At 48.8% G+C, this 14,659-nt stretch carries 18 protein-coding genes; 11 read left to right on the forward strand and 7 right to left on the reverse strand.

Annotation, left to right across the window (positions count from 1 at the left end; genetic code table 11):
* Window positions 1-146 precede the first annotated feature (146 nt).
* Window positions 147-1,190, reverse strand: a complete 1,044-nt coding sequence (locus V5J35_RS22105) for a UPF0236 family transposase-like protein (RefSeq protein WP_354007956.1) — start codon at window positions 1,188-1,190, stop codon at window positions 147-149.
* Window positions 1,187-1,453 carry a hypothetical protein gene (locus tag V5J35_RS22110; RefSeq protein WP_354007673.1) on the reverse strand — a complete coding sequence of 89 codons (267 nt, stop codon included), beginning with the start codon at window positions 1,451-1,453 and terminating at the stop codon, window positions 1,187-1,189. Before V5J35_RS22110 ends, V5J35_RS22105 begins: the two co-directional genes overlap by 4 nt.
* 551 nt (window positions 1,454-2,004) lie before the next feature.
* Between V5J35_RS22110 and topA the strand changes: the two genes are divergently transcribed.
* The 4 genes from topA to V5J35_RS22130 all read left to right on the forward strand — a co-directional run bounded on the left by topA (window position 2,005) and on the right by V5J35_RS22130 (window position 6,094).
* A complete protein-coding gene (gene topA, locus V5J35_RS22115; RefSeq protein WP_354009206.1) occupies window positions 2,005-4,650 on the forward strand; it encodes a type I DNA topoisomerase in 2,646 nt (881 codons plus the stop codon).
* Between the two features lie 101 nt (window positions 4,651-4,751).
* Window positions 4,752-5,237, forward strand: coding sequence for a DUF6586 family protein (locus tag V5J35_RS22120; protein ID WP_354009207.1), 486 nt, complete (start codon window positions 4,752-4,754; stop codon window positions 5,235-5,237).
* Window positions 5,238-5,396: 159 nt separating this feature from the next.
* The gene (locus tag V5J35_RS22125) at window positions 5,397-5,690 is read left to right on the forward strand and encodes a PTS sugar transporter subunit IIB (protein WP_354011337.1); all 294 of its coding nucleotides are present in this window, start codon (window positions 5,397-5,399) and stop codon (window positions 5,688-5,690) included.
* Window positions 5,691-5,848: 158 nt separating this feature from the next.
* Window positions 5,849-6,094 (forward strand): hypothetical protein, encoded by a 246-nt coding sequence (locus V5J35_RS22130; RefSeq protein WP_354009208.1) that lies wholly within the window; start codon window positions 5,849-5,851, stop codon window positions 6,092-6,094.
* 22 nt (window positions 6,095-6,116) lie between these two features.
* Here V5J35_RS22130 and V5J35_RS22135 read toward each other — a convergent pair whose 3' ends face one another.
* Together V5J35_RS22135 and lexA are read right to left on the reverse strand one after the other, a co-directional pair.
* Window positions 6,117-6,533: a hypothetical protein gene (locus V5J35_RS22135; RefSeq protein ID WP_354009209.1), complete on the reverse strand. Its 417-nt coding sequence runs from the start codon at window positions 6,531-6,533 to the stop codon at window positions 6,117-6,119.
* Between the two features lie 24 nt (window positions 6,534-6,557).
* Window positions 6,558-7,157: a transcriptional repressor LexA gene (gene lexA / locus V5J35_RS22140; RefSeq protein ID WP_354009210.1), complete on the reverse strand. Its 600-nt coding sequence runs from the start codon at window positions 7,155-7,157 to the stop codon at window positions 6,558-6,560.
* A 165-nt stretch (window positions 7,158-7,322) separates the two neighbouring features.
* On the opposite strand from lexA, the gene V5J35_RS22145 reads away from it, so the two are divergent.
* The 3 genes from V5J35_RS22145 (at window position 7,323) to nagZ (ending at window position 9,591) form a co-directional block, all read left to right on the forward strand.
* Complete coding sequence (locus tag V5J35_RS22145) at window positions 7,323-7,946, forward strand: TetR/AcrR family transcriptional regulator (protein ID WP_354009211.1); 624 nt, start codon at window positions 7,323-7,325, stop codon at window positions 7,944-7,946.
* Window positions 7,947-8,023: 77 nt separating this feature from the next.
* Window positions 8,024-8,512: a L,D-transpeptidase gene (locus tag V5J35_RS22150; RefSeq protein WP_354009212.1), complete on the forward strand. Its 489-nt coding sequence runs from the start codon at window positions 8,024-8,026 to the stop codon at window positions 8,510-8,512.
* A gap of 59 nt (window positions 8,513-8,571) precedes the next feature.
* Window positions 8,572-9,591: a beta-N-acetylhexosaminidase gene (gene nagZ / locus V5J35_RS22155; RefSeq protein WP_354009213.1), complete on the forward strand. Its 1,020-nt coding sequence runs from the start codon at window positions 8,572-8,574 to the stop codon at window positions 9,589-9,591.
* Between the two features lie 96 nt (window positions 9,592-9,687).
* Here the strand turns inward: nagZ and V5J35_RS22160 are convergent, their stop codons facing one another.
* Window positions 9,688-10,029, reverse strand: a complete 342-nt coding sequence (locus tag V5J35_RS22160; RefSeq protein WP_354009214.1) for a hypothetical protein — start codon at window positions 10,027-10,029, stop codon at window positions 9,688-9,690.
* 198 nt (window positions 10,030-10,227) lie between these two features.
* On the opposite strand from V5J35_RS22160, the gene V5J35_RS22165 reads away from it, so the two are divergent.
* Genes V5J35_RS22165 through V5J35_RS22175 form a run of 3 tightly spaced genes read left to right on the forward strand, consistent with a single transcriptional unit; the run spans window position 10,228 to window position 12,215 of the window.
* On the forward strand, window positions 10,228-11,421 hold the full coding sequence (locus V5J35_RS22165) for a PP2C family protein-serine/threonine phosphatase (protein WP_354009215.1): 1,194 nt from the start codon (window positions 10,228-10,230) through the stop codon (window positions 11,419-11,421).
* A gap of 18 nt (window positions 11,422-11,439) precedes the next feature.
* Window positions 11,440-11,772 (forward strand): STAS domain-containing protein, encoded by a 333-nt coding sequence (locus V5J35_RS22170; RefSeq protein ID WP_354009216.1) that lies wholly within the window; start codon window positions 11,440-11,442, stop codon window positions 11,770-11,772.
* A 2-nt stretch (window positions 11,773-11,774) separates the two neighbouring features.
* Window positions 11,775-12,215: an ATP-binding protein gene (locus V5J35_RS22175; protein ID WP_354009217.1), complete on the forward strand. Its 441-nt coding sequence runs from the start codon at window positions 11,775-11,777 to the stop codon at window positions 12,213-12,215.
* Window positions 12,216-12,228: 13 nt separating this feature from the next.
* Here the strand turns inward: V5J35_RS22175 and V5J35_RS22180 are convergent, their stop codons facing one another.
* Window positions 12,229-12,789 carry a hypothetical protein gene (locus V5J35_RS22180; RefSeq protein ID WP_354009218.1) on the reverse strand — a complete coding sequence of 187 codons (561 nt, stop codon included), beginning with the start codon at window positions 12,787-12,789 and terminating at the stop codon, window positions 12,229-12,231.
* 117 nt (window positions 12,790-12,906) lie between these two features.
* A complete protein-coding gene (locus V5J35_RS22185; RefSeq protein WP_354009219.1) occupies window positions 12,907-13,425 on the reverse strand; it encodes a hypothetical protein in 519 nt (172 codons plus the stop codon).
* A gap of 342 nt (window positions 13,426-13,767) precedes the next feature.
* Between V5J35_RS22185 and V5J35_RS22190 the strand changes: the two genes are divergently transcribed.
* Window positions 13,768-14,601, forward strand: coding sequence for a hypothetical protein (locus V5J35_RS22190; RefSeq protein ID WP_354009220.1), 834 nt, complete (start codon window positions 13,768-13,770; stop codon window positions 14,599-14,601).
* Window positions 14,602-14,659 lie beyond the last annotated feature (58 nt).

Here is a 14,659-nt window from a genome sequence, read left to right on the forward strand (position 1 = left end):
TCGTCATTATGAGGCGTGATGGATCGGAGTTACTTTTAAAATATCCAATCATATTAGAGGTTGTTAAGGTAAATCCAAATAGTGTCTTTACCTTAACAACCTGTTAATCAGGAGAGGAGGTTTAAGGGGGTGCAATTAAAAGTGTTCTATCCAGTGGCTTTCCAGTACTTATTCCAGTCACCATTAGCCCTTAAAGTTCTAAGGTTCAACATATCGTGAGCATGCTCTGGTTTCCACCATGCTCCGGGAAGTTTCAACCGGGTTTGAACAACAGAACGATTGGAGCTCTCTATTTCACCTGAACCGATAGGCAAATTGGCAGCTTCTGCCGCCTGATAATCAAATTGTCCGGGACGATTCCTGATATAGCGATGACACTCTTCCGATTTGTTGGCTTCCTTTCCAACCTTACCGTTACGATAAGGCTCAAGCTCTGCCAGAACTCTCTCTGACTCACCTGCTTTCATTCTTGTTTTTTGTTCATCAGTCCATTTTTTACGGGCTTTTTCATCTTTTCCAATGCACTCTTTAGCAGCATCTGCGATGTACTCACAAAGGTGATAGTAATCCACCAGAAAACTTCCCTGAGATGCGAATACGCGGTCTGCCTGGCTGGCAATCCACTTAGCCCCATCACTTACACAATGAATAGATGACTGCCGATTCAAACCTTGCTCAATAGCGCAACTCAACCACTGATCGCCTGCTTCACCGGGCTCTCCCATAACTACACGATGTCGCTTATCGCAACTTCCTTGTTCATAAACCAAGCAAAGCTTGGCCTCTTGCCAGTCAACTTTTCTGGCCTTGCGCTTGTCGCCTTCAGCTTCTTCATCAAAAAGAACCACTGGAATCATGCTGCCGTCCATTTCACCAATCAGCTGCTTGCCTTCTCCTACACATTCCTGACAATTTTTCAGGGAAGCTTTAGATTGCTCACTCATGCAGCGGGCGTGACCCAGGGTAATGGCTCGTACTGATGACTCAGGTACGATAACGCCATAATGCTCTTCCATTTTCTGTGAAGCTGTTGCAAAAGAACTGTCTGATGCAAAATCCACCAATCGCCGTTGTAACGGTAAAGAGTAGTCACGACAGTGGATATGGGCATTCTCGGAAAAAGGGCGTATACGATGCCCTGCAACGGTCAAGCATCGCTCACAGAGACGAACTTTGCCGTAAGTGGTCATCCAGTGGAGGTCTTTTTTTTAGTATTTGATTCAGAGTGAAGATCGTGGGCCTCTTCAAACTTTTGCTTCTCTTTATGGGCTCCCCAGTCCGTCAGAAGCTCATTCCCCAGTTCTTTAAGGTTTTCAATGACAGCTTCCTCTGCTTCATCAGCCCGGTCAAGATGACCGGACTTGGCTTCTACCAGACTGATCAATTCAGATACTCTTTTTTCAAGCTCTGGATGGGCAGCAAGTTTTTCCGCAAGGGTTTTGGAAGTAGACATGGAACGCATCGGGTGAAAAATGAACTCTTAGCATTATGGCCAAGTTCTGGGAAATTGCTGACCGGGGAACACTTTTAATTGCACCCGGTTTAAGGAGGAGGGTTGCAATTTTGCTGCGGATTGATACAGAGTAAAAAAGAGTGCCTGATCGAGCTTTTCTTAATGAGCTGTGCAGGTCGCCAGAATGCGCTTCTGGCAGTATGATGAGCCAGCTTAATTGGGATTACTGTATTGGAATTCACTGAATAACGGTTTTTTTTCAGAAAAAACAGTCAGGTACGTATGAGCTGGAACAGACAGGTCCGGAAAAAAAATTAGCACTCAAGGTATGGTTTCCCTTGACCGATTATTTCCTTGACCTTATATATTGAAGCAATTTTTAATTCCCGGCCTTTCTTGTTTCAGCATGAGTCTGCGTTAAAACGTGAGAAACATGAAGTGGACAGGTGGTTTGTGGGGTCATCAAATACGTTACCAGTGTACTTTGCAGGACTCACGCCGCTGTCAGACAGCTGAAACAATGGAGCAGATAACAGGATGTGTAAGGTAGCATGGGTAAGTCTCTAGTTATCGTCGAATCGCCAGCCAAGGCGAAGACCATCAACAAATACCTGGGCAAAGACTTTGTCGTGAAGTCGTCTGTTGGTCATATTCGTGACCTGCCTACGGCTGGTGGTGCCAAAAAGCCTGTTGACCCGAAAGCCCGTGCCAGGGCAGCAGCAGAAACCCGCAAGTTGTCTCCCGAGCAGAAGGTGCTTCACAAGAAGCGCAAAGCTAAAGAGCAGCTGATTGAACGTATGGGTATCGACCCGGAAAAAGGCTGGGAGGCTCGTTACGAGATCCTGCCCGGTAAAGAGAAAGTGGTCGATGAGTTACGTCGTCTGGCTGAAAATGCTGACACCATCTATCTCGCAACCGACTTGGACAGAGAAGGGGAAGCCATTGCCTGGCACCTGCAGGAAGCCATTGGTGGTGATACCAGCCGCTATCGCCGGGTCGTATTCAACGAGATTACCAAAAATGCCATCCAGGAGGCTTTTCAGGAGCCTGGAGCCCTGAACACAGATCGTGTGAATGCCCAGCAGGCACGTCGCTTTCTGGATCGTGTTGTAGGTTATATGGTGTCTCCGCTGCTGTGGGCGAAAATTGCCCGTGGACTGTCTGCAGGCAGGGTTCAGTCCGTAGCGGTGCGATTGATTGTTGAGCGTGAGCGTGAAGTCCGCAGCTTTGTCCCGGAAGAGTACTGGGAGGTTTTCTCTGACCTGAATGCAGGTAAAGACACTATCCGTTTTCAGGTAGTGAAAGACAATGGCAAGTCCTTTCGTCCTCAGAGCAAGGCAGAAACAGACAAGGTACTGGCACGACTGCAGAATGCCGGTTATCAGCTGACTGAACGGGAAGATAAACCCACTCGCAGCAAGCCTTCTGCCCCGTTCATTACCTCAACCCTGCAGCAGGCGGCGAGTACCCGTCTGGGATTCAGTGTCAAGAAAACCATGACACTGGCTCAGCGACTGTATGAAGCGGGTCACATTACCTATATGCGTACTGACTCCACCAACCTGAGTAAGGAAGCCGTGGAGAGTGCCAGAGACTTTATCCTGTCCAATCATGGTGACCGTTACCTGCCGGACTCACCCAATATTTATTCCAGTAAGGATGGCGCTCAGGAAGCCCACGAGGCGATCCGCCCGTCCAATGTGAAAGCTGAGCCTGGCTCATTGTCAGGGCTGGAAAAGGACGCTGAACGGTTGTATGACCTGATCTGGCGTCAGTTTCTGGCTTGTCAGATGGTACCGGCTGAATACCTGAGTACTACGTTAACCGTTCTGACTGAAGGGCTGGAGTTACGAGCTAAAGGCCGTACCCTGAAGTTTGATGGTTATACCAAAGTGATGAAGGCTATTTCCAAAAAAGGCGATGACCTTATTCTGCCCAAGCTGGATAAAGGCACTGCCCTGGCACTGGAAGCGCTTGATCCGAGACAGCTGTTTACCCGACCACCGGCACGTTTCAGCGAAGCGGCACTGGTTAAAGAGCTGGAAAAGCAGGGTATTGGCCGCCCATCGACCTACGCATCCATTATTTCCACGATTCAGGACCGGGGCTATGTATCCCTGAAGAATCGTCGTTTCTATGCGGAAAAAATGGGCGACATTGTGACCGATCGTCTGGTCGAGAGCTTCACCGAGCTGATGGATTACAACTTTACCGCACACATGGAGACCGATCTGGATGTGGTTGCAGAAGGGGGTAAAGACTGGAAAGGGCTGTTGAATGAGTTCTATGCAGGATTCAGTCAGAAGCTTGAGCATGCCGAAATGGAAGCAGGCGGTATGCGCAGCAACGATCCGTCGCCAACGGACATTGCCTGCCCTGAGTGTGGCCGGGATATGATGATCCGTACCGCAAGTACCGGCGTCTTCCTTGGCTGTTCCGGTTACTCCCTGCCTCCGAAAGAGCGCTGTAAAAGCACTATCAACCTGGTGCCGGGTGAAGAAGTTCAGGATGCTGATGATGAAAATGCAGAGGTTAACGCCCTGCGTGCCATGCACCGTTGTCCAAAATGCTCCACAGCGATGGAAAGCTACCTGATTGATGAGCAGCGTAAACTGCATGTTTGTGGTAATAACCCGGACTGCGATGGTTATGAGGTCGAGAAAGGTCAGTTCAAGATAAAAGGCTATGATGGCCCGATACTTGAGTGTGACAAGTGTGGCTCTGAGATGCAGCTCAAGAGCGGGCGCTTTGGTAAGTATTTTGGTTGCACCAACTCTGAGTGCAAAAACACCCGCAAGTTACTGAAAAGTGGTGAGGCGGCACCGCCCAAGATGGACCCGGTGCCTATGCCTGAGCTGAAGTGTGTCAAGGTCGAAGATCATTACATCCTGCGTGACGGGGCGTCCGGTCTGTTTCTGGCTGCCAGCCAGTTCCCCAAGAACCGTGAAACGCGTGCGCCGCTGGTGAGTGAACTGATACCACATCAGGCTGAGATTGATCCTAAATACCACTATCTGCTGGATGCGCCGCGTCAGGATTCGGAAGGAAATCCGGCTGTTATCCGCTATAGCCGTAAGACCAAACAACAGTACGTGATGTCAGAAACGGCTGGAAAGGCAACGGGCTGGAGCGCTACCTTCGAAGAAGGTAAGTGGATTGAGAAGCAAACTAAAAAGCGTGCCGCTAAAAAAACCTGAATGTCCTGACCTTACAAAGCCTCCGGCGCAAATGACGACGGAGGCTTTTTTCTTCAGATGCCATACATTAACGCATTGATTTGTGTAAACAGGGATTAATCATGTCGGACTGGTCTGCTAACACCAATAAAAGATTACACTTTGCCCGTATCCAACTCAATGCCTGGGAGTCAGCTGGGCATCAGGAAGCCCCCGCTTTCAGGGAAGGCTTTATACTGCAGCTGCAACTGGCCTGGCGATCATTGCTGGCTGAAATCCTGGAGTCCTATCGAGTTTCGTGTGAGGTGGCGCCATCGTTTACTGAAGCCCTGTCGCTGATCAGGGAGAAGGGCGAAGTCGCTTCTGAGTTTACACAGTTGGAAGCCCTCTTAGATAACAGCTGGTTAAAACAGCTGGAAGTATACTGGCAGGGTCTTTTTATTCCTTATCAGTATGAAGGGTTGCCACAGGGCGATGGCTTGATTCAGTTGGTCACTCAGGAAGAAGAGGGTGAAAACGCCAGCCTGACTGTAGACGGTGGAAAGGATTGTTTGAAGCGATTTAAAGAGCTGGTGGGGCATTTCCGGAATTTCAACCTTGAATGGTAGTAAACACTCTTTAGCAGATGTTTATTGATGTCAGTCAAAAAGGAAAACGTATTTAAAATACCTCGACATGAAACCGGTTACATTTCTGTTGCAACTCCGATATAGTGAAATCCGGGAATGAGAAACAACCAAGACGAGGCCATTCAGATGACAAAAATTATGCTGTGCTGTTCAGCTGGTATGTCTACCAGCATGTTGGTTAAAAAAATGCGAGAGGCTGCCGCTGAGCTGAACCAGGACATTGAAATTGATGCGTATGGAGCAGGTCAGTTTGATGAAATGGTTAAGGAGTTTGACGTGGTTCTACTAGGGCCACAGGTCAAGTATATGCTCAATGACCTTAAGAGCCGTGCTTCAGCTTACAATGTTCCTGTAGAAGCCATCACACCACTGGACTATGGAACAATGAATGGCTCTAAGGTTTTGCAGTATGCATTGTCGCTGACAGCCTGAGAGGATAAAGCCCGGACCCCTCTCCTGTCTTATGGTTCGGGCTTTATTTAGTAGAGTTTGATCTGTCTCTCATTATTAATTTATCTTCCTGTCACCAACTTGAATTTTTCGTTTTTATGATTCAGTCTGTTGCCTCGGTAAATACGGAGTGAATCTTTATGTCTGCACCGCCTTTGGAAATTGTTGAACTCAGGACGGGAGAAATCGTACTGCGTCGTAGTGACGATCCAGATGCCGAACCGCTGCTGACCCTGAAGTTTTCTGACGAAGCTCACAGTTGCCTGCTGGAAGACTATCTGCAGGTGGCTAAAGCGATGTTTGATGCCGGGATGCTGGAGCTGGCAGCGGTTACCAGTCCACACCGGAATGAAGATGACACCTGCGAACACCGGGTACTGCACTGACCCGCATTTTCCTCGCAAGCTTTCAGGCCGCATCCCTGCTTCTGATGGTCAGGCAGTTACACTGTCCGCTGCGGGCAGCATCTTCGAGTTTGGAAAGCTCTTCCTGATCCATCTGGTTTATCCAGCTGATCACGGTATGGCTGGTGCCACAGGCAAGAGCCTGGTAAGTGAGATCCAGTGGCTGCTTGCGGCTGGCGCGGTTGAGTACCCTGACATTGCAGCTGCTGATACCCTCTGACTTTAGCCACTTAATGGTTTGGGTAGGGTTGTTGTCAGACAGGATCAGGGTGAGCCAGCGCTGTTCTTCTTCGTTGGCCAGCTTGGACAGGACTGGGGATAGAAACAGCCCTGACTGCCAGGCAGGGCCGGACAGAATCAATTCATTCACTCTGGGTTTATCTGATCCCCTTGAACGGGATGTAACTGTGTGCGTTCGCATAACCTTCCTCCTCCACGAATGTCATCAGTGCCTGATTACACCGACACTCAAGCCTTCAATGGCAAACAGGTCCTGAGTCAAATCGACGACAATGGTTTCAAACTCTTCGTTTTCGGGGTGCAGCAGTACGGTGTTCTTTTTTTTCTCAAACCGTTTAACGGTGACTTCATCGTCAATGCGTGCCACAACTACCTGACCATTACGCACGTCAGTTGTCTTGTGAACCGCCAGCAGGTCGCCATCAAGAATGCCGATGTCTTTCATGCTCATGCCTTTAACACGCAGCAGAAAGTCAGCTCTGGGGGTAAAAAAGTCGCCTTTGAGTTGCAGGTGGTCTTCAATATGTTCCTGCGCCAGAATCGGACTACCAGCAGCCACCTGACCAACCACCGGAAGGCCGTCAGTATTGGCAGCATCAGGAATACGGATGCCACGGGACGCTCCGGGGGTCATCTCAATAGCGCCTTTGCGCGCCAGGGCTCTCAGGTGTTCTTCAGCAGCATTAGGGGAGCGGAAGCCGAACGTTTTGGCAATTTCAGCCCGTGTTGGTGGAAAACCGGTACTTTCGATATGGGATTTGATGAGTTCCAGTATTTCAGACTGTCGTTTGGTGAGCTTGATCATGATGGTTAATCTGTTTTTATATACAGTGACTGTAATTATATACAGTAATTCTGCTGTTTCAAGCTGTATATCACTGATCGTATCTGTTTCGGCCTATTTTCTTGACAGCGATTCTGTTTAAAACGAAAGTATTAAACAGCTGTTTGAAACTCGGAGAGTACAGGCATGGGACAGGGATATACGGTTACAAAAATTCTTGATGCGGCGGAAGCGCTCTTCGCTGAACATGGCTTTGCGGAAACTTCGCTAAGATCGATTACGGGCAAGGCCGGGGTTAACCTTGCGGCAGTCAATTATCACTTTGGGTCAAAGAAAGCCCTGATTCAGGCAGTGTTTGCCCGTTACCTGGACCCATTTGCAGCCAACCTGCAGAACAGTCTGGATGCCCTTAAGGATGAGCCACCTGAACTGGAGGCTGTGCTTAACCTGCTGGTTGACCAGATCATAGCGGTCCAGCCGCGACACGATGATGACCTGTCAACCTTTATGAAGCTGTTAGGGCTTGCCTACAGTCAGAACCAGGGACACCTTAAACACTATCTGACAGAAGCTTATGGCAAAGCTTTTCACCGTTATTATCTGTTACTGAAAAGCGCCTGCCCGACATTACCGCCTGCGGATATGTTCTGGCGCACCTACTTTATCCTGGGTTCTGCTGTTTTCACCATGTCCGGTGTGGAAACTCTTCAGGCTATTGCCAAACGCGATTTCGCGATAGAAGATTCTATGGTGACGATCCTGCGGCGCATGGTACCGTTTATGGCGGCAGGTCTGCGAGCGCACTCTTGATTTCGCGCACCGGATTTCGCTCACCTGATTGATAGTCTGGTTATGCCGATAACCGGATAGTGTTAATAAAAGGCTGAATGATTGTGCATATAACGGTTCATATTCCCAGTCAGGAACTGATTCTTAGTCAGGACGATGGTCAGCGTATTCATTACCCTGTGTCTACAGCCAGTAAAGGTACAGGCCAGCAGGAAGGCAGCTGGCAAACCCCCCTGGGCCGGCATGTGATTCGTGCCAAAATCGGGAGTGGCCTGCCAGAACACGCCGTATTTGAAAGTCGTCGTTTTACCGGGGAAGTGTATTCTGAGGCGTTAAAGGCAAAGTATCCGGGTCGTAAAGACTGGATACTGTCCCGTATTATGTGGTTAAGTGGACTGGAGCCGGGTTTTAATCGCCTGGGAAATGTCGATACCATGCGACGCTACATCTATATTCATGGTTCGCCGGATACTGCTGAAATGGGTAAGCCCGGCTCCAGAGGGTGTATAAGAATGCATGGAGCCGACATTATCGACCTGTATGACCGGATTCCTGCAGGTACGACGATTGATATTCTTGAGGATTAGTGTGGACTTTCCACAGAGCTATCTATGAGCTATCCAGGGGGCTATTAATGAGGCTATCAATGAAACAAGGTGTTCTGATCGTTGATCTGCCGGGAACTGAACTGACCAGTGCCGACCGGGATTTTCTGGCACATACCGGTATTGCCGGAGTGTTGCTGTTTGCACGAAACTATTCCAGCCGTGACCAGTTACAGGCCCTGGTTCAGGATATACGACAGGTACGTTCCGACCTGATTATCATGGTGGATCATGAAGGTGGTCGGGTGCAGCGATTTAAGGACGGGTTTGTGCGCTTGCCGGCAGCCGGGCAGCTGTCGCGTTACTATCAAAGAGATCCTCAGGGCGCTTTGAAGCTGGCCAGAGATACCGGCTGGCTGATGGCGTCGGAACTACTGGCCATGGATGTCGATCTGAGTCTGGCTCCTGTGCTGGATCTTGATCTGGGTAAAACCGATATTGTCGGGGATCGTGCATTTGGTTCGGAACCTGAACAGGTCATTCAGCTGACAACCGCCTGGATTGAAGGAGTCAGGGAAGCTGGAATGGCCTGCGTGATAAAACACTTTCCGGGGCATGGCAATGTTGACGGGGATTCTCATCTGATTCTGCCCGAAGATAATCGTTCTTTTGATGAGATTTCTGCCAGCGATATGCTACCTTTCAGGGAAATCATAGGGCAGGGTGCTGATGCGGTGATGCCTGCCCATATTGTGTTTTCTGAAGTCGACGATCAGCCTGCCGGATTTTCCCGTCGCTGGTTGCAGGACATTCTGAGAGATCAGCTGGGTTTTTCAGGTGTCGTTATCAGTGATTGTCTGACGATGGAAGGGGCAGCCTCTGCCGGGAGCTTCCTGAATCGTGTTGAACAGGCTCTGACGGCAGGTTGTGACCTGCTTATTCTCAGCAGCAGGATTGGAGCCATGGAAGTGTTGCCCGAACTGGCACGGTTAAGCCGCCAGCACTCGGATATTTCAACGCTTAAGGCTTCTGTCGCCGTGGACTATGAGGAATTGATTGCTTCTGAGCGGTACCTCTCCTGCAAGGATCGAATTGATTATCTGCGTCAGCGTTATGGCTGATTAAGAACGGACTGATACTGTTATCCGGAATGTGCGTAATCAGGACTATTTTCCGAGGGGGCGTTTGCACCGTTGATGGTGCGAAAGGCTGTGTCGCTATACCAGTGTGCCTTCAAAGCTTCCATAGGTAGCCTCAGTTACAGTGGTTAATGGGGGAGGGGAAGCCGGAGAAAAGCATTTTAAAACTTCTGACTGGTAAGAGGAGCCCATGACCGTTACGGTTACAGACTCAGGGAAAAATGACTGGTCACTTGTTACTCTTACCGGAAAAGGGTAAGTGTTCGAGTCGGTATCAATGACCCCAATACTAGCATTAACTCCCCAGGGCAGAGTCAGGTTTGCAGTTAGGTATTGATCAAAAGGGTTGCGGATAACATAGCCTACAGCTTCACTTTTAAATCGGATCTGGAATGGAATATTAGGAGGACGGCGTAACATTAGCTCTACCTGTATTTGTACCTTCAGAAAAGGAACATCATACTGCTGCATTTGACAAGTACCAATGATAAAAAACTGACTGAAACCGATAGTCGTTTGACCGTCAGGGTTGCGGGTAGCTTGTGAATGTCAGTCTGTCCTTATAATTAAGGTCATTCCGGTATTTAAGCCTGAACCGCTTATGCCGATAGCTCAGGCATGAATATTCTTATTGTTGAAGATGCCAAAGACCAGCGTCTGATGCTGTCAGTGGTGTTACGCAAGAAAGGTCACCAGGTACTCGAAGCGGCAGACGGCAAAGAGGCTCTGGCGATATTGCAGCAGGATAAAACGGTCAGGATTGTGATCAGTGACTGGATGATGCCGGAAATGGATGGCATTGACCTGTTGAAAGCTATCCGTGGCAGTGAGATTGAACATTACACCTACTTTATTCTGCTAACGGGCAAAACGGAACGGGAAGCCGTTGTCGAAGGTATGAACTGCGGTGCGGATGATTTCCTCACCAAGCCTGTGAATTTCGAGGAGCTGGATGCGCGGCTTAATGCCGGTCTGCGGATTATTCAGCTGGAAAGCACCCTGGAAGAGCGAAACCGGCAGATTTCCAGGGCGATTGAAATTATAGAAAAAGATCTTGAATCCGCTGCCGCCACTCAGGCCGGATTACTCTGTCAGCCAGCCACTATTCAGCACGTCAGCTTTAACTGGTTTTTCCAGCCCAGTCGTATTCTGGGTGGGGATATGTTTGGTTATCAGGCACTGGATGGCGAGCATGTCAGCTTTTATCAGCTTGATGTGGCAGGGCATGGTATACCGTCGGCACTGTTCAGCTTTACCCTGAATAATATTATGTCTGAAACCTCAGACAGAGGCGGCATTGTTAAAGACTTTATGGATAAGTCGCCGTTCTATAAGGTTCGCCCTGTAGAAAGAGTACTGGTCAGTCTGAACCGGCGATTTCAGGCTACTGCGGAGTCGATGCTCTATTTCACCATTGCCTATGGGCTGATTAACAGTCGTACCGGACAGGTGCAGATATCACAGGCAGGGCATCCGCCCCCGTTATGGTTACAGATTTCACAATCCAGGGTTGAACCCGTATCCGGAGGGGGGGTTCCGATTGGCATGATGCCGGATATGGAGTATGAATCGACCAGCATCCAGTTGCAGCCCGGTGACCGTCTGTTCCTTTATTCTGATGGTATAACGGAGTGTGAGAACGGCAGTGGCGAACAGTTTGGACAGGATCGTCTGCTGACGTGTCTGAAGGACAGTTTTTCTGATAATCTGGAACAAGCCGTTAAACGGGTCGAACAGCAGGTCAGAGACTGGAATCAAGGCGAAACATTTGAAGACGATGTCACTTTCCTGATTCTGGAATGGAAACCTTGAATAGCCTGGGAGGAAACCATGGCATTTGAAACACGTGAAGAGGGCGTTTTTACAGTGGTTCTGGTCGACGAGAGTCGGCTGGATGCTTCGATTGCTGAGTCATTCAAAGTGTTCCTGTTTGACCAGATTGATTCGGGGAAGGAGAAAATAGTAGTAGATCTGTCCCAGGTTCGATTCATGGATAGCAGCGGTCTTGGCTCTCTTGTCGCCGGGCTGAAGAAAACAGCCGGTTCCGGTTTATTTGCGCTGGCTTCTGCCCAGCCTGCGGTTAAAGACCTTTTCGACCTGACGTCTATGGATAAGCTGTTCTCATTGCATGATAGTGTTGCGGATGCTGTCCAGGGGGACTGAGTATGCCTGATTCCAACCAGCTGCTGAGATTACAGATCGACAGCCAGCTTTCTAATACGACCCTGGTGGCAATGGCAGTAAGAGGCGTATGTGCCATGACGACTTTGTCACCCGTAGAAATTAACCGCCTGGAGTTGTGTCTGGTAGAAATTGTCAATAATGCCATTGAACATGCCTATGGCAATGAGGCAGGGCATCCTGTGGAGATTTGTGTCGGGCTGGAGAAAACCAGCATGAGCATATCGGTCAGCGACTGGGGAACCTCTATTCCCAGTGATGTCATCGATAGCCAGGAGCCAGAAGAGATTAACCCCGATCATCCTGAAACCTGGTTGTGCAGCGGTCGGGGGCTGCATATTGTCAACAAGCTGATGGATGATGTCTCCTATGAGACAGAAGAGGGCAAGAACAGCTTTATTATGAGCAAAGCCCTCAGACACTAACCGCCCTCAGTTTTCAGGGGGTGGTTCTGTTTTTTCGCATCCTCTGTTCCTGTTTTTCCAGCTCAAGCTTCTGTTGTTCAATCTGTTGCTGGATCTGCTGTTGTTGCAGTTGTTGAATCTGTTGCTGCTGTAGTTGATTGAGTTGTTCCTGCTGCATTTTCAATTGTTCCTCCTGAAACGCAGCCGGATCCCTGAAGTCCGGTATTTGCTGACGAGGCTTATCGCAACGTTTGTCGACCGTTAATCCTGCCAGATAGTTGTAGCGCTGACGGAAGGCATCAATCTCAATCTGTTCTGCCTGGCTGAGATCCATAAAGAACCATGGTACTAAAAAGAAAGCACCTGCTACGCCAAGAGCAACATTTTTTCCGGTTTTGTCGGTTTTGGGTACCAGTCTTGATATTTCCAACTCGATAAACCTTAATTCGCTTTCCAGGGCTGCACAGGAACGATTTTCATCGCCATACTGGCGAATCGTCACAGGGTGTGCGGTTCGACCTGCGCAGCCAGACAGTGTGGCTGAAACAAATAGAATGCACAGGCCAAAGATAATGGTTTTGTTGTGGACTGACATAAAGCTCTTGAATTAATTGTTAGCTGAACAAGGATAGTACATATACTATTTATTGCTCACTACTTATCGCTCACTATGAGATTTGGCTTTCTGTCAAAGCTATTCTTTGTTCCGTAGTCAATCAAAACTGAAAAGCCTCGCAATTTCCTCAGCTTTCGCCATGCCTCCGTGGTAGTCAGGGTTTACAGCTAAACGAAGTCGGGATGGACCGAGCGCAACTCGCGGGAACCATATTGCCTGTTGCGGATTCGGAAACTGATCAGACCATACACATCCTACAACGTCTGAATCAAAAATTGGGTGGGTAAATCTTACGTTACATGAGCGCAGCTGGTGCGACTCCAGATACCTGTAAGATCTCGGCATATTTGGCTGCTCTTCTAATATGCCGCCGTAGTCCATGGCATCGATAAGGTAAACAAATATCCTTGGGCATTGACTTTGAACTATTGTATAACCAGCCGCTATTGCACTCAGGCTGGTCAAAACACCTCCTGATATCGAGCCCCGACCCTGACTTTGAGACTGTCCAACATTAAAAGGCGACTCTATTTGAAAGCCTTTTCGAAAAAGATCATAAGGGAGACCGATGTCCGCTTTAAAAACATAACCAGAAAAGTAGCTTTTTATCCCCATTGACTGACTGCTGCGAGCGGTTATGAACCTGAAAGTGAGCTTTCGGCACCTGACTTACGCATAGACGCGCTCTCATTTGAACTCCTCAAACAGGCTTAGCACAAATTGTAGTTAATAACGGGTCTGTTGAGCTGACTTTTTGAGCGATCAAATAATACCAGTTCCACCCGCAGAACATGAATTGCGTAGCCATTCTGGACCCTATACGGGGGCATATTTTCTGACTCGTTGTTCAGGTGCTTTCGTGCGAAAAATATGAATTTTTTTCTTCAGTGCTAATGAGGGAACAGTCTGGCCGATAAATACCAGACCTGCCCCCTGATCTACTTGCTGGAGATATTGATGAAAAAACTGTTGCTAGTTTCCCTGTTAGCCTTGCCCGTCAGTCTTGTTGCCAAACCATCAAAAGATGAAACCGTCCGGACAGGCTCAAAGCCATTAATCAACTCGTCGATTCAGTACGGCATGATGGCCAGTGCTTACCTGAGCAGCCCGGTGGGTATGGTGGTAGAAGGTTATCGCTATCAGTTGCGGAGTCTTTACCTTGCCTACCTGGAGAAAAAGATTCAGGAGCCGGGTAATACTGTGAGTACCATCAATGAACAGCTGCTGTCTGAGTGGATGATGCGGTTGGGGCGTGAAAACGTCGCCCCGGATGTTCTGGTCAAGGTGAAAGCGGATCTTGAAGATAAAATTCGGGACTGGTCAGCTAAACGCATGGCGGGTCGTCTGAGTGACTTTGGTTCCTCACAGGAAGCGTTGCAAACCATTAAAGAGCGTATTGTTGCCTGTGGTGCCAATATACGCCTTTCGTCCAGTAATGAAGACAAGCGGCAGGCGTGTCATGGTATAGAACAGGTAACCCGTAATATTAACGAGGTGCCGGAATCACCTGAAGACCTGTCAGTTAAAATGCAGAAGCTGATTTACCCTTATATAGACCATCTGGCGCAGTTGAAACAGCTTGAATACTATCAGGCGTTCAGGGAAGCCCGTCAGCAGTTCAGGGTCATGGTCAGCAACATGATTGAGCAGGGCTACTCTGCCCAACAACTGGCTGAGCTGCTGGATTTTGCCGGGGTTGATTACCCGATTGTTTACGACAACCTGTTTACCTTTGCATTGCGTAATCGAGATGAAAACGTGGACAGCCCTGCCGAAGTAGTGGTGCATTAAAATTTTGACTGGAGCAGGCGTTGTAAAAGGGTATTCCTAATCAGTAGAATACCCTTTT

Source organism: Endozoicomonas sp. NE40, assembly GCF_040549045.1.
GTDB lineage: Bacteria > Pseudomonadota > Gammaproteobacteria > Pseudomonadales > Endozoicomonadaceae > Endozoicomonas_A > Endozoicomonas_A lisbonensis.

Coding starts and splice junctions, on each gene's coding strand:
- V5J35_RS22105 (WP_354007956.1), bottom strand. CDS start 1,190: ATGACCACTTACGGCAAAGTTCGTCTCTGTGAGCGATGCTTGACCGTT.
- V5J35_RS22110 (WP_354007673.1), bottom strand. CDS start 1,453: ATGTCTACTTCCAAAACCCTTGCGGAAAAACTTGCTGCCCATCCAGAG.
- topA (WP_354009206.1), top strand. CDS start 2,005: ATGGGTAAGTCTCTAGTTATCGTCGAATCGCCAGCCAAGGCGAAGACC.
- V5J35_RS22120 (WP_354009207.1), top strand. CDS start 4,752: ATGTCGGACTGGTCTGCTAACACCAATAAAAGATTACACTTTGCCCGT.
- V5J35_RS22125 (WP_354011337.1), top strand. CDS start 5,397: ATGCTGTGCTGTTCAGCTGGTATGTCTACCAGCATGTTGGTTAAAAAA.
- V5J35_RS22130 (WP_354009208.1), top strand. CDS start 5,849: ATGTCTGCACCGCCTTTGGAAATTGTTGAACTCAGGACGGGAGAAATC.
- V5J35_RS22135 (WP_354009209.1), bottom strand. CDS start 6,533: ATGCGAACGCACACAGTTACATCCCGTTCAAGGGGATCAGATAAACCC.
- lexA (WP_354009210.1), bottom strand. CDS start 7,157: ATGATCAAGCTCACCAAACGACAGTCTGAAATACTGGAACTCATCAAA.
- V5J35_RS22145 (WP_354009211.1), top strand. CDS start 7,323: ATGGGACAGGGATATACGGTTACAAAAATTCTTGATGCGGCGGAAGCG.
- V5J35_RS22150 (WP_354009212.1), top strand. CDS start 8,024: ATGATTGTGCATATAACGGTTCATATTCCCAGTCAGGAACTGATTCTT.
- nagZ (WP_354009213.1), top strand. CDS start 8,572: ATGAAACAAGGTGTTCTGATCGTTGATCTGCCGGGAACTGAACTGACC.
- V5J35_RS22160 (WP_354009214.1), bottom strand. CDS start 10,029: ATGTTACGCCGTCCTCCTAATATTCCATTCCAGATCCGATTTAAAAGT.
- V5J35_RS22165 (WP_354009215.1), top strand. CDS start 10,228: ATGAATATTCTTATTGTTGAAGATGCCAAAGACCAGCGTCTGATGCTG.
- V5J35_RS22170 (WP_354009216.1), top strand. CDS start 11,440: ATGGCATTTGAAACACGTGAAGAGGGCGTTTTTACAGTGGTTCTGGTC.
- V5J35_RS22175 (WP_354009217.1), top strand. CDS start 11,775: ATGCCTGATTCCAACCAGCTGCTGAGATTACAGATCGACAGCCAGCTT.
- V5J35_RS22180 (WP_354009218.1), bottom strand. CDS start 12,789: ATGTCAGTCCACAACAAAACCATTATCTTTGGCCTGTGCATTCTATTT.
- V5J35_RS22185 (WP_354009219.1), bottom strand. CDS start 13,425: ATGGGGATAAAAAGCTACTTTTCTGGTTATGTTTTTAAAGCGGACATC.
- V5J35_RS22190 (WP_354009220.1), top strand. CDS start 13,768: ATGAAAAAACTGTTGCTAGTTTCCCTGTTAGCCTTGCCCGTCAGTCTT.